Here is a 14,255-nt window from a genome sequence, read left to right on the forward strand (position 1 = left end):
GATCGTCGGAAACTCGATCATTTCGACGCCTTGGCCGGATTGCTTGCCACGGCAACCTTGGTCGGCGCGGCCGGAACAGGGTCCGTCCCGCCAACCAGCGGCTTGGCACCATCACCCAGGATGATGAATGCCGCCCAGTAGAACGGGTGAGACGTGTTCACATCATCCATCAGCTTGACTTGTGCCTGCGCCAGCGACTCGGCAAGCGGTTCGCCGGCTGTTGCGCCGATCACGCCACCGATCAGGCGCTTGGTGGCGTTGAAGTCGTCTGGCACCGGCCAGTGGCTGGCAATGACCGAACGCGCGCCTGCCCCGACGAAAGCCCGAACGAGGCCGTCGAGCGCATAGTTACCACCCGTGGTAACCCCAGCTTCGCGGCTGGCCGCAACGTCTGCCTTGCCTGCCGTGTCGCAAGCCGAAAGGATCACGAGATCGGCGTTGAGGTGAAGGTCAAAGATTTCCTTGAAAGTCAGCAAGCCGTCCGAGGTCTTGTCGCCAAAGCTGGTGACCAAAGCGGGGCGGGCCGGGCAATCGGGACGCGGCGCCGAAACCAGGCCGTGCGTGGCGAAGTGGATGATGCGGAACTGGTCGAGATCGGTGCGGGCCAGCAGTTCGGTATCACTGAACGGCTGATCGGTGACCACATTGCCGTTGAGCGGATCGAGCTGTGCCTTGGCAAAGTACAGCTCATCGGGCGAAATCGGATGTTGCCACACGCCCAGCGGCCAATCGCATTCGTCGGCCACTGCCGTAACCGGCCGGATCGCCGGAATGGCATTGTGACCAATCCCGAGGTAATTCTTGGGTGCCTGCGAACGGCCGAGCTTGCGGATATCGAGGAAACCACGCGGGCTGACCGCGATCGACATTTCGCGATTGCGGCCCAGCCAGTCGATACCGCGGAAATCGAACGCATCGCCATCAGGCTTGGCGACGCGCGCGCGGTATTCGGGCAGGCCACGGTCGGTCGACACCAGCACCGACGGCGGCAATTGCAGCATGGCGCCATCGGGTTCGAAGATCAGGTGGTGCACATTGGCGATCTGCGCGTCGATCGGATCGAACAGTTTGTGATAGAGCGTGCGGCTGCGCTCCACATCGAACGGGTAGTTGACCTGGCGGCCATCCTCGATCTTGACCACGCTGTCGCGGATGGCCTGGACCTCAACCGACAATTGCTGGCGCGTGATCGGGACCTTGAAGCCCAGCGCCGACTTGGGAGTAGTGAACAGGCCGTAGAGATCATCGCCGACGACCATCAGCTTGTAGTAAGCTTCACCATCACGCAGCGTGCCCTGCAGGTCGCTGATCTCCACCCGCTGCGGCGCCAGCACGTTGTAGCGCGGGAAGGCGCCGAGCTTGCTGATCAGCCCGGTCTGGTCACGTTCGAGCGAGGCCAGCGATTCCTTGGCGGCATTGAGGTTCTGGATGTCCTGCTCGGTCGGCGTCGCAATGGCGCCAAGCCTGGCGATTTCCGTCTGCGCGCGCACGATCTGCCGCCCGCGCGCAACCGACAGGCGGAACAGCGATGCCGCCTCGTCGTTGCCTGCCGACAACTGCCGCGCCAGCACCGCCTGCGTCTGCGCGACGCCCGGCCGCTGGAGAACCTGCGACGCGGTGAACATCGAGACCGCGGATTCATTCGACTGCTGCGTAGCCAGCAGAGCGAAGTATGGCGACAGCAAATCACGCAACGCGTTGCCGCTGTCCTGCACATCCGAACTTGCGGTTACGACCTCGGCGAACAGGCCTTGCGCACCCGAAGCATCGCCGGTGCGAGCCAGAAAACCGGCCTTGCGCGCTTTTGCACCTAGCAGTGCCGGCGATTGCGGAAAGCTGTTGGCAAGCGTGGTGATGGCACGATCGAACGCGGCGACCGCGCTACCTTTGTCTCCCGAAGCTTCGAACAGAAGCGCCTGTTCAATTTCGATTTCCGATCGGAGCCAGGCGGCCGAAACCACCCGGCCGCTGCGCACGCTGTCGATCTGCTTGAGCGCATCGCGGAACTTGGTTCCGGCTTGTGAAAAATTGCCACGCAAACGCTCGGCCACGCCGGCCAGTTCTTCGGCCTGTGCGTCCAGGATCGTTGCGCGCTCGATCACCGTCAGGCCAGGATCGATCCCGCCAAGCCGCTGAAGGCTGAGGTTTTCGCGGTTGATCTGGTCCGACAGTGGCAAGTTGATAAGCCCGCTGCGCAGTTCGCTATCGTCGAATTGTTCGGCAATCGGTACCACCGGCGTGGCCAGCGACTTGATCGCTTCGGCAGGCCGCTTCTGGTTAAGCAGGTTGATTGCGCGGTAATTGCGCAGCAGCCGCTGGCTGACACCGTCGCTGCGCGCAAGCGCCCCGGCGCTTTCATCGAACAGCCGGTCGGCATTGTTGAAATTGCCCAGGTTGGACTGCTGAAGGCCTTCATTGGCCAGCGCTTCTGCGAGCCCGCTGCCGCTTTCGCGGCTCCGGTCGGCCAGGCTTTCGAAAAACTGGCTCGATTCGGCATACCGCCCGCCATTGTTGCGCTGATATCCTTCATCGCGCGCGTCGAGCCGGTCCAGTTGCCCCGCCTGGACTCGCGCAAACGCCGCCGGATCGCTGACTTCGGTGCTGGCGACCTGGATTTCACCCTTGACCTGCCGCCCGTTGACCACGCTTGCCATCGCGATCTTCAATGCAGGATCGTACCCTGCCAGGCCTTCGACGAAGTAGCTCACGCCTTCACGACGCGTTGCGTAGCGCTTGTAATCCAGCCCAGCGCGTTTGTCGTGGCAGGTAACCGCATCGACGGTGCCGAGTTCGGCAATCTCGGCTGTAACGGCAGCGTCGCAGTTGATTTCGGTCCCGGCCATGGCCGTGGGCAAGGCGCCAATGTCGATCGCCCGCCGCACCGCAACCATCGTGCCTACTGCGCCCGCAGCGTCGCGGCAGCTTAGCCGGTAGCCGCGATCGAACATGCTGTTAAGCCGCGGATCGAGCGGCGTATTCTGCGCCGAGCAGATCACCCCGCCGGTGCCGATGCGGAACGTGTTGCGCAATGCAAGCGGTATGGTTTGCGCCTGGGCCTGCTGGGCGGCGCCAGCGCAGGCGAGAACCAATGAGAGCGCCGAGACCCCGATTGCGAGCGGAAGCTTGTTGAGTGGACGCATCACTTGTCGCCTCCTTCGGTCTGGGTTGGAGCAGCGCCGATCCCGAACAACGCCGGGTTGCCGCCGCCCGCGACGGGCTCATCCACCGAAACCGGCGGGCTGAGCGGTCGCGTGTCGATCATCGGTGCAGGCGGAGCGATCGGTGCCTTGGCTGAAGCCTTGGCCTCCTTTTCCTCTTTTTGCTCGGCGTCGGTTGGCTTGTCAGCAGTCTTTTCCTGCTGCTGCGGATCGGCCGTGACTTCTGACGACGCCTGCTGGACGGCCGCAACGATCGCCGGTGCCGATGGCAGCGCCGGGGTCTGGAGCACCTGGATTTGCGTCGAGAGATCGGGCGTAGGTGTCGCTGCCATTGCGCACGACCCTGCCGAAATCAGGCACCCATTGAACTGGCTGTCCGCAGTGATCCCCGTAAGTTTGGTTTTCTGGACGAACTGCTGGAACGCGGTCGCGCCCGTGATCGTAGCCGGAGAACCAGCCCCCTGCGCGGTATCGGTGGTTGACGGCGTGCCGACAAATTGCCCGTTGATGACCAGTGAAACTGCCGATGCGGTCTGGCCAGGCTGGGTGCTTTGCGTCGATGGCAATTCGATCGTCAGGCCGGCCAGCGGCACGAGGAACCCGGCTTGTACCGCCGCTGTACCGGTGTTCTGGATATAGAGCGTCTGCGTGGGCGCAAAGAACAGTTGCGATGCGCTCAGCACGGGGCCGGCTGGCGGCTGCGCGGGCGGCGTGTTCAGATCGGTGATCCGCCCGGCGTAAAGCGGATCAGCCCGCAATTTGTCGAGGATGCTTGCCGCCGCGACATGAATGCGATCGGCGGAAATCGAAATGCCGCCTGCCATCGCGTTGCTGCTGTCAGTCACGGCGATCGATCCGCCCGTGGTGTCGAGTTCGAATGTTCCCGTGTCGAACTGCAACTGGTTGGTTGACAGAAAACCCTTCGCGGTGACTGCGCCGGTCACGCGGATGGTTCCGCCCGGGACCAGCGTCTGCGGATTGCCGGTCACGAACTGGACCGCACCGCTTTGCTTGTTGTCGACATTGCTGCCGGCTTGCGGTCCGGTCAGCGAGAGTGTGCCGATCGTCATGGTCGTGGCGAGATTCGGTGCTGCCGCCGCCGCGATGGTCAGCGACCCGCTCTGGACCAGACCGACTTCGGCGTTGCTGAGCGCATAGCCCTGGCCGGCATTCAGGCCATCTCCGACAAACGCCCCGTTCGGATTGAGCGAGGCCAGCGTGACGACCCCGGTCGTTCCCGAACTGAGGCCTGCCGTCGTCGTGATCGTCGGCAACACTTGCGATGGCTGGATCGCGATATCGTTCGAATAAATATTCAGATCCGGCGACGTCCAGCGCTGGCCGACCGTGACAAGGCCGCCACTTTCCACTTCGAGCGAACCGAACGCATTGATCACCTGTCCGGTCATCGCACCCTGTGAATACGAGTCGAAAACTCCGGCGTTGACCGTACCAACCACATTCACCGTGCCGCCGATGCGCGGCGGATTGTTGGGGATCACCGCGCCGCCCGTCGCATTGAACACCGCGTTGAAGTTATAGTTGCCGAACGTCCCGCCGGCATTGCCGATCGACGCATTGGCAATCAGCACGCGGCCGGTTGCACCGGTGATCTGGCCGGCAGCATTGATCACCGCACCCGCAGTGACGTTGCCGACTTGCACATTCGATCCGGCCAGCAACACGATATCACGACCTGCGACTTGCCCGAGGCTCAGCGATCCGCCAGCGATCGCCGCCACGTCGGTTGTGGCGCTGATGCGTCCGGTGGTGAGGTTGCCCTGGCTGCTTGCCAATTCGACCACGCCGCCCGATGCGGTGACGTTGGCCAGTGTCATGTTGCCCGTTGCACCGCCGATGACCTGGCTGGCGGCCACTATATTGCCCGTGCTGGTGAACGTGCTGCCCGTATTGAACTGGATCGCGCCTGACGACGTCAGGCCCTGAACAGTGGCGGCTCCGGCCGCGTTGACCACGATGCCATTGGTGGCGTTGATCACACCCGCGCTTAGCGTTCCGCCCGATCGAACCGTTGCCGAACCACCGTTCGCGGTCAGGAATCCAGTGGCAAGGTTGCCGCCACTGGTGATGGCAAGCGCCTTGCTCGAGAGCAGATTGCCCGATTGAAAGGTGGTTCCGGCAGTGATCGTGATCCCGCCCGCGTTGATCGATCCGGTGTCGATCGAGCCACCGGCCACTTCGGTAACCGTACCCGCTGAGCTGGCTCCGGTGGTGCGCAAGTTGGTGCCCGCGCGCAGCGTCACACTGGTGGTGCCGAACGCCGTATCGAGGTTGAGTGCGCCCGTTCCGGTCACGGACAGCACAGCCCTGCTGGTGGTCGTGTTACCTGCCAGCACGGTCACATCGCCGCCGCTGATGGTAATGTTGCCGTTGGCGGTCAGCCCGGCGAAAGTTGTGGCGTTGCCGGCAGTGATCGTGCCCGGCGCGGTAAGCGACAGGGTCGTTGCCGCGCTGGCCGATCCTGTCGTGATCCTGCCGCTGGACGAAAGTGCGATGCTTCCGCTGGTCGATGCCAGGTCGCCGGCGGTCAACGTGGCTCCGCCAGTGGCTGTGATGCTGGTACCGGTCAGATTGCCGGTAGAGACAATGCCCGCACTGGTGATGTTCAGTGCGCTGCCCGCAATCAGCGCGGCGCTGGTGAAACCGCCATCTGCGGTTACATCGAGCGTCGTTCCAGCCACTTCGGACCCTGTCGCGATGCTTGAACGACTGTCGAGATAGATATCGGCGGATGTCGCAAGGTTGCCAGTTTGGATGGTTCCGACGGTATAGAGCATAATGGTGCCGGTCGAAGCAATCGAACCTGTCTGCATTGCACCGAGCCCGACGAGATCGACCGACGTCGAACGCGTGATATTCCCGATCGAAGTCGTACCGTCGGAACCGGTTGCGATATAGTCCTGCGCAGAAAGATCCCCGGTTACCAACGCCGTACCAGCCCTGATCTGGATCGTGCTCGCAGTGGTGGTGATCGCACCCGACTTAAAGCCCTGCCGGGTTGTAGCGGCGAACGAGCCGGCGCTGACCGCTCCGTTCAATGTAATCGAGCCCGCTGACTGGACCTGCGCGCCGTTGAAAACCAGGTTGATATCGTAGAAGAACGGCGCGGTGGTGGTTACGCCCAGCGCGGCCATCGCTTGATCGGCCAGCAGCACCCGGCCGGTAGCGGTGATCGGTCCGTACACGCTGGCGCCGTGAACGAGGCCCAGAACGTCCGTCGTGTTGATGGACCCGATCGCCGAAGCGCCGCCAGCAATGAGGAATACGCCGTTTCGAGTCACGACGTTGCCTGCAGTGACATTGCCGCCAGCGTTGAAGGTCGCGAAACCCGATGGAATTGGATCGGTGGTTGCCAGGGTCAGGCCGACATCGACGTCGCCGGCAGTGACATTGGCATCGGATTGGAGCGTGAAACCGTTTCCGATCAGAAGGTTGCCGGTTGCGACCGAGCCACCTGCGCTGGTGATGATTCCCAAAGGCGCGGTGATCGCCCCTGACAAGAAAGTCTGCGCGGTGGCGGCGCGGACGAATGCGGCAGTGAGGCTACCGTTGATATTGATCGCGCCGGCAGAGCGGAACGGCTTGAGATTGCTGGGCGGCGTTCCGGCAAGCACGGCGCTGACGTTGTAGGCGCCCGTGGTCACGCCAAGTGTGTATGTGCTTGCATCGGCAAAAATGGCAGCGCCCAGGGTGTTGATCGCCTGGGTCGACATGGTGCCGCCGCCCAGAACGAGCAGCGTGCTTGCACCGATGGTGCCGGTTGTGATCGTGCCGCTTGCGTGCAGGATCGCATCGTTTGCCGATGCGATGTTGCCGACCTGGATCGCGGTCCCAGCGTCGATCAGGATCGGTCCGTTCGTGGTGCTGATCGCGCCGCTGGTGAACCCCTGTTGGGTTGCGGCGCGGAAGAACTGGCCGGCCTGAACCGTGCCCTCGATCGCGATCGAACCGCTGCTGCGGACGGGCGATGCGGCAAAGGCGGGATTGGGATCGTAGTCGGTTGCCGACAAGCCAAGCTGCGCCATCGACGCATCGGCGATGAGCACGCGCCCCGTTGCGTTGATCGCACCGGCCGAGATCGCGCCCGCGCCCAGGATCTGCATGTCGCGGCCAGTCAGCGTTCCCACAGCGATTGTTTGCTGCGACAGCAGGCCGATGTCGGTTTTCGCCACGAGATTGCCGGCCATGAGCGGACCGTTCGACTGGATGGAGATCGTGTAGCTGTCGATCGGTGGTGGGTTCGGCAGGCCTCCGCTGGGATCGGTCGGCGGGGTGATGGGCGGCGCAGAAATGGCACCGTTGCCGCTCGTTATGTTGCCAACCGTCACACTGGCGGCGGATTCCAGATCGACACTGGTGCCCGCAACGATCGGACCAAGCACGCCGATCGAGCCGTTGGACAAGACCTGGACGTCACGTCCGGCAGTGATCCCGGCAGCAGAGATGTCGCCTATGCCCGGAACCGAACGTCCGCGGGTGTTATCAAGCGAAACGTAGCCGGCAGCCTGGATCGGGCCGACCAGGATGGCGTTTCCGGCGGCGATATCGACGCTGCCGTCACTCCCGCCATTGGGGTTGGTATCGGCGCTGGCATTCACCGAACCAAGAGTTGTCTTGCCGCCGCTGAATGACACAAAATCGCCAACGGTCGTCACGTTGCCGAATTGCAGATTGCCGATGGCGTTGAATTCTACGGCGTAGTTGAAGTTTATGTTGGCGTTCGTAACGATGTTGTTGCCGCTGCTGAATTCCGCGCCCGTCGTGGAGTTGATCGTGCCTGCCAGCACGGGCGGCGTTGCCGGTAAAATCCAGTCTGAGCCGGACAGGCCGATGAAGCCGGTGTTCAGCGTTGCGGTATCGAGGGCGACTGTGATCGGCCCTGCGCTGTTGAACTGGTAAAACGAACCTATGTTGACCGTGCCTCCCGTGATCATCGTCACGCTGGGCGCGGCATTGGCCTGGATCGCCGAGGCCGATGCCAGCAGATTGACCGACGAGGCGCTGATATCGCTGTTGGTCGCGGTGAAATTGAGCGCCGAATTGCCGATCGTGCCAACGCCCGGAGTGGCCCCTGCACCGCCGACCGCCGCGGCACTGCCGATGATCGCACCTGCGGTCAGCGTTGCGCGCTGCGTCGGCACCTGGAAGCGATTGGTCACGAGCACGGCGATCTGGCCGCCGGCATCGACGCCATTGTCCCCGACCAATGCATTGCCACCGTTGCCCTGGATGGCTCCGTTGCCGCCATCGCCGCCAAATGCATCGATCACCAGCGCGGTCTGGCCGGCAACCGTGACAGGCGTTCCGCGCACCAGCAGCGTTGTGCCGCCGCCAGTGGCGTTGCCGCCTGCACCACCGTTGCCCAAAATACCGCCAGGCTCGAGGTTACCGCCGTCGCCGCCACGTCCGCCGGTGGCCTGCGCGGACCCTACCACGCTGCCGAAGGCCGCGGTCCCCGCCGAGGCGGTGCCTGCCACGCCGCTTTGTGAACCGATTTGCGAAAACCCGCCGATCGCCGCTCCGCCTGCTCCGCCATTAGAGCCAGCACCGGTTCCATTGTCGGCGCCATTGCCGCCATCTCCGCCGGATGCATCGGCGTTGCCCAGGATCACGCCACGGACGGTCAACTTGCCATTGCCTGAATCAGCGGTGGCAACGACCACGCCGGTCGAGGCGGCACCGCCGGCTCCACCTGGAAGCGCGGGGTCGAACGAAGCGCCCCCATCGCCGCCGGTCGCTCGACTGTAGAGCGAAACGGCATCGAAGGTGTTTGTCGATGTGCCAAACGGATTGTTTCGGGCAAACAGGTCTGCGGCTCCGCCGCTACCCGCGCCGCCGGCGCCGCCCGGGGCCCCTTGCCCACCCGTGCCGCTGGCATCGATCGTCAGGGCGGTGCCCTGGATCGTGCCGTTGAGATTGGTGACAATCGCGGTCCCGCCCTGGCCGAGACCACCGGGATAGCCATTACCGCCAACACCGGTGGCGCTGACGACCGAACCCTGGCCGTTGAAGTTCAGCGTTGCGTTCAGGGTGTTGATGGTCATCGCGCCCATCCGGACCTGGGCCAAGCCACCCATGCCTGCGCCGCCCGCGCCGGTCGTCCCGGGGGCAAGAGCCCTGCCGCCGAACCCGCTGGCATCGACATTGACGCCCTGGTTGAAGGTGCCGCTACCTCCGTTGCTGCTGATGAACGCTCCGCCTGTGGCACAGACGTTCATCGCATCGCAGAACCCGCCGCCGGTACCCGAACCGCCGCTCGATCCGATAATCGAGCGGGTGCCGGCGTTGCCGCCGATACCTTGCGCGCTGACGGTGAACACGCGGCTCGCCGTCAGCGTGCCGCCTTGCAGGTTCACGGCAGCGCTGCCGCCGATGCCGGCACCGGCGACCAGCGATGCCCCTTCCTGGGCGCCGCCCGTGCCTTGCGCGGTGGCGGTGAACGCGCTGCCGAGATTGAGTGCGCTGAGCGCCTGGATGGTCACGAACGCCGAACCGCCAGTGCCGCTGCCGGCGTTGGTATGCACAGCAGCGCCGCCAAAACCGCGGGCCGAGACCGTAAAGATGTTGGTCGCGCTCGGATCGAGCGTGGTGAGGCTGCCACCGGTCTGGAGGGAAACTCCTGCATTGCCACCACTGCCGGTCCCGGCCTCAGCGGTGCAGGCCGTTACGCAGTTGCCCCGCCCGCCATAACCCTCGGCAGCGAAATTAACGTTGGATTTGAATGTTATGCTCGAATTCGCACCACTTGCCTGCGCGGTTGCAGATCCGCCTTTGCCATTGCCACCAATCGTGCCCGCCGCCGGGCTGGAACCGCCCAGGCCGTTGGCGATCGCGGTAAAGTTGCTGTCGACTGCAACGCTGCTACCACCCGACGCACTGACCGAAGCCGTTCCACCGGTGCCGAGCGCACCCGGAAGGCCGGACCCACCCAGACCGGTTGCCGACAAGTCGGTTGCGCCCCTGAGCGTTACCGTTCCAACCGTGGTGCCCGAGATGGCGGCATTGATGGATGCAGTGCCGCCAGTTCCGGCGCCACCTTTCCCGGTCGTTCCCGGGTCTCCTGCATAACCGCCGGTACCGTCCGCCGAAACCTGTACGGGGCCGGTGAATGTGGCATTGCCGCCATTGCTCGAGATCGAGGCAAATCCGCCGTTTGCAGCGCCTCCGCTTGATCCCGTTCCGGCCGAATCGGGATCACCCAAGCCGCCGTATCCTTGGGCGGCCAGATTGAACTGGCCGCTTGCGTTCAACGTACCGCCCGCCTGAAGGTTCACCTGAGCGTTGCCGCCAGTGCCCTTTCCGCCAGAAAGGTTGGTCCCGTCCTCACCGCCGCCATAGCCCGAGGCGCTGCCGATGAACGCTCCGTTGATCGTGATGACGCTGGCGTTGTCGGTCGAAAGATTGACGGCCCCACCGGTGCCGAGGTTGCCGTTGGTATTCACGGCGTTACCGCCGAGCCCATCGGCCGTAAGGATCAGAGCAGCCGGCCCCTGCCCCGATCCGTTGAACGTGATCGTGTTTCCGACACCCGCCGCGGCCAGGCCTTGGATGATCCGCACGCTTGCGCCGCCGCCGGTGCCGGTGCCGCTTTCGTTCAGGCAGGTCGGACAATTGCCTGTGCCGCCGTAGCCGTTGCCATTGAGAAGAACCGGGCCATTGAAGCTGATGGCGGCATTGCCATCGGCGGCAAAAATGGTCGGGAATCCACCCTTGCCATTACCGCCGGCCGCGCCCGCAACCAAGCCGGCACCCCCACGGCCCAGTGCTTCGACCGTCACTTGTCCGGCGACCCTGACTTGGCCACCGTTGTTGGCGGTAATCTGGGCATTTCCGCCCGAACCGTTGCCGCCCGCCACCCCAGCGATGTTGCTGTTACTGCCGGTTGCGGACGCACTGAGGAACAGCGACGGGCCATTCAGGTTGAAGGTGCCGCCATTGGCCTGGATCGAGGCAAAGCCGCCCGTGGTGGAGGCGCCGTTTGCACCGATCGGGCCCGGATCGATCGCACTAACGGACACATTACCTGCGGCGGTGAATGTCGTGCCCGTGTTGGCTCCGATGACCGCTCCACTAAGGCCTTTGACCGACAGGTCCGAAGCGAGATTGACGGCATTGCCCGCACCAACGCTGTTAAGCTGTCCAAGGTTGCTGGCCACGATCGACAGCGCCGACGTGAAATTCGAATTGCTCGCTATGATGCTGGCGCCGCCAATTCCCTTGGGCGCGACCGCCGTGTTGACGGTTCCATTGGCAATGTCATACCCGGCCGACAGAACGATCGAGTTGCCGAAAACGTCAGCCGCACCGGCAACGTCGAAACCGAGGTTGCTGCCCTGGCCAACCGCCAGCGTGATCAGCGTGTTCTTGGGCGCGGTCACCATGTAGATCTGGTGTGCCGGGCCGCCCTGGCCGGTGTTGGAGGCCGAACCGGTGATCGTGCCGTTGTTGAACAGCGGTGTGCCGGTCGCGCTTGTGCCGGCATCGACCGTGATCGAATAGAGCCCGCTGGGATTGAACGTGATGGTGGCGGCATCGGCTGCGATCAATGCGGCGTTGCCCTTGACGTTGATCGTGCCGGTGTTCTGCACGATCGGCGCCACGATCGCCACATACGAGCCATCGACGCTGTTGGCGTTGATCTGCGCGCCGCTGGCGATCTGGACCGACGAACCGGCATTGGCCTGGCCGAACCTCACCGTCTGCGCGCCGGTGTTGGTAATGACCGCGCCCGTGGCGCCGAAATTGCCCGCCGAATTGTACGCGATCGGCGAAGAGGTCAGCCCCAGGTTGCCGACGTTGATGACGGCGCTCGGCCCGACGAGAATGCCGCCCGGGCTGTAGAAATAGAGCGTGCCGCCGGTCGATGTGCCGGAAAAAAGTGTCTGCAACTGCGCGATGACCGTGCCGTTGAATTGGACCGAGCGGGTAGCGTCGGTCGGCAGGATATTGTTGAGGACCGCGAAATCGGGGGTGCTGCTCGGGTTGGAGTTCGGGTCGTTGACGAAAGTTGCGATCGTGCCCGACGGCTGAAAATTGATCGGGCCGCCGCCGATGGCAGTATCGGTCGGCACCCAGTTGATGACGGTGTGCTGGCTGGTGATGGTCACCGTTGTGGTATTGGTTCCGGTTGTGACCGTGGCGCTGCCAGGCACGACCACAGTGGGCGTCGCCTGGAACGACTGCGCCCTTGCGGCAGTGCCCCCGGCGGCGAGCGAAACGGCGATCGCCAACGTCGAGGAAACGGCGAAGTCGCGCGTGGCGCGCGAGCGTGACAGGGTGCGAACCATCAGTTTTTCCTCCAGGGAAGCAGGCGCGCGGTCAGGGTGACCAGCAGGCGCACGTCGCCGCGTTTGGTTTGCAGTCCGGCGCGCTCGATCGGAACGGCGATCACACCGTCGAGGCGGTAACGGGCACCGATTTCGGTGCGAAGGCCCGCGCCGGCCGAGGTCAGGCGTTGCGAACCCGCGGTGCCGCGCAGGAACGTCCAGCCCACATCGCCGAACACGTATGGCTGGGTGACAACCCGGCCGCCGCCGAACAGCGGGTAACGCGGGCCACGGACCTCGACCGAGGTGCCGACACCGCTATCGCCCGACAGCGTACCCGGATCGAAGCCGCGCCCGACGGTGTAGTTGCCGAGCGAGAACTGTTCGAAGCTGAGCAGCGGATTGAACGCGTATTGCGCACGCGGCAGCACCGCCAGCGCGATTTGTCCGCTGGCCACTTCGAGCGAGGCCTGCGCGCGCACCAGCGTCGCGCTGGCCGATCCGCCGGGCCGTGAGGTGGGCGTCGGGCACACGCCAACGGTGCACGCGGGCGTGGCGTCGAGCACATTGAGCCCCTGCCGCAGTTCGAGCGAACCGCCGAACCGGTAGCGGGGCGACCGGTGCTTCAGGTCGATCGTGTCGAAATCAAGCCGCGCATAAGCAATGCGCAAGCGATCGCGCGTAAGCGGACCAACGCCCCCCAGATCGACCTTCTGGTTGAGAAAATCAATTCCGCCAGTCAGGTACAGGTTTTTCGCCTGGGTGCGCAGGAGCGGGTAGCGGGCATAGATGCCGGCATAAAGTGTCCGCGCCTTCAATGTCACCGGGCCCGCCGCGGCGCCAAGATCGGGCTTGGTCCACGCGTGCGTGACTTGCGCGCCGATGACCAAGCCTTCGGAGCCAGGGCGGAATTCGTGGCTTCCCTGAAGGATGTGCTGCTGCGAAAAGTCCGAGGTGGCATAGTACGACAGCGTCGTTACATCGCCCAGCCCGGTCAGCCCGAACAGTTGTGCGCGGATCTGGCCGCCATATGGCCCGGTGGTGTGTGGGGCAAGGTTTTGCAGCGTAAGATCAACGGTGTAGGGCTGGTGCGTAACGCTGACTTCGCCGATCAGCTCGCCCACACCGGTACCGGCCGGTCGCAATGTCAACTGCACGTTGTATCCGGGCAGATCACGCGCCAGCAGCAGGTAGCGCTCGGCCTTGTTGCGATCGAAGATCTCGTCCTCGGTCAGCTTGTTGAGGTACGCTTCCAGCTTGCGTTCGGCGCCGCGCGTTTCACCGCGGGCGCGGATCGCGGTAACGCGGGCGTATAGCACTTCCATCCGCACTTTGCCGTCTTCGATACGCTGGGTCGGCACCTGCACGGCGGCGAGGTAACCCTTGTTGCGCAGGATCGTGGCAGCGGCATCGCGCACTTCGCACAGCACAGCAATCGGCTGCGGAGCGCCCGCGAATGGCTTCCATGCCGGTTCCATTTCGGACGGTTCAGCACCTTTAAGGCCGTGGAAATCCACCGCGCCGATGGTGACCTTGATGTCCTTGAAACGATCGTCGGCAAGCGGACACGGCGACCGTTCGATCCCGCCCGAAATATTGAGTTGCGGCGTTTGTGTCGGCGGCGCCTGGGTGATCGAGCGCAGATCATCGCGCGAGGGAATGCCCCCAGATGCTGTCAAGTTTAGCGGCGCGGCCTGAGCCCACGCAGACAACGGCAAGCCAGCCGAAGCCAGCACTCCGCCAGCAACCGCTCCGGCCCATACGCGGCGATATGCCACGTGTCCGATCCCCACCATCTGTAACTCCCCTT

General features: G+C 64.1%; 3 protein-coding genes. All 3 read right to left on the minus strand.

Translation table 11 applies throughout. The features are described 5' to 3' along the window. Nucleotides 1-17: 17 nt before the first annotated feature. Genes Q0R16_RS15500 through Q0R16_RS15510 form a run of 3 tightly spaced genes read right to left on the minus strand, consistent with a single transcriptional unit; the run spans nt 18 to nt 14,124 of the window. Complete coding sequence (locus Q0R16_RS15500; protein WP_295638103.1) at nt 18-3,140, minus strand: CHAT domain-containing protein; 3,123 nt, start codon at nt 3,138-3,140, stop codon at nt 18-20. Continuing rightward, nucleotides 3,140-12,466 carry a hypothetical protein gene (locus Q0R16_RS15505; protein ID WP_295638057.1) on the minus strand — a complete coding sequence of 3,109 codons (9,327 nt, stop codon included), beginning with the start codon at nt 12,464-12,466 and terminating at the stop codon, nt 3,140-3,142. The genes Q0R16_RS15500 and Q0R16_RS15505 overlap by 1 nt, the downstream gene beginning before the upstream one ends. Beyond that, entirely contained in the window at nt 12,466-14,124 is a 1,659-nt protein-coding gene (locus Q0R16_RS15510; RefSeq protein ID WP_295638060.1) for a ShlB/FhaC/HecB family hemolysin secretion/activation protein, read from the minus strand. Before Q0R16_RS15510 ends, Q0R16_RS15505 begins: the two co-directional genes overlap by 1 nt. Nucleotides 14,125-14,255 lie beyond the last annotated feature (131 nt).

The sequence above is a fragment of the Novosphingobium sp. genome (assembly GCF_025351285.1).
Taxonomy (GTDB): Bacteria; Pseudomonadota; Alphaproteobacteria; order Sphingomonadales; family Sphingomonadaceae; genus Novosphingobium.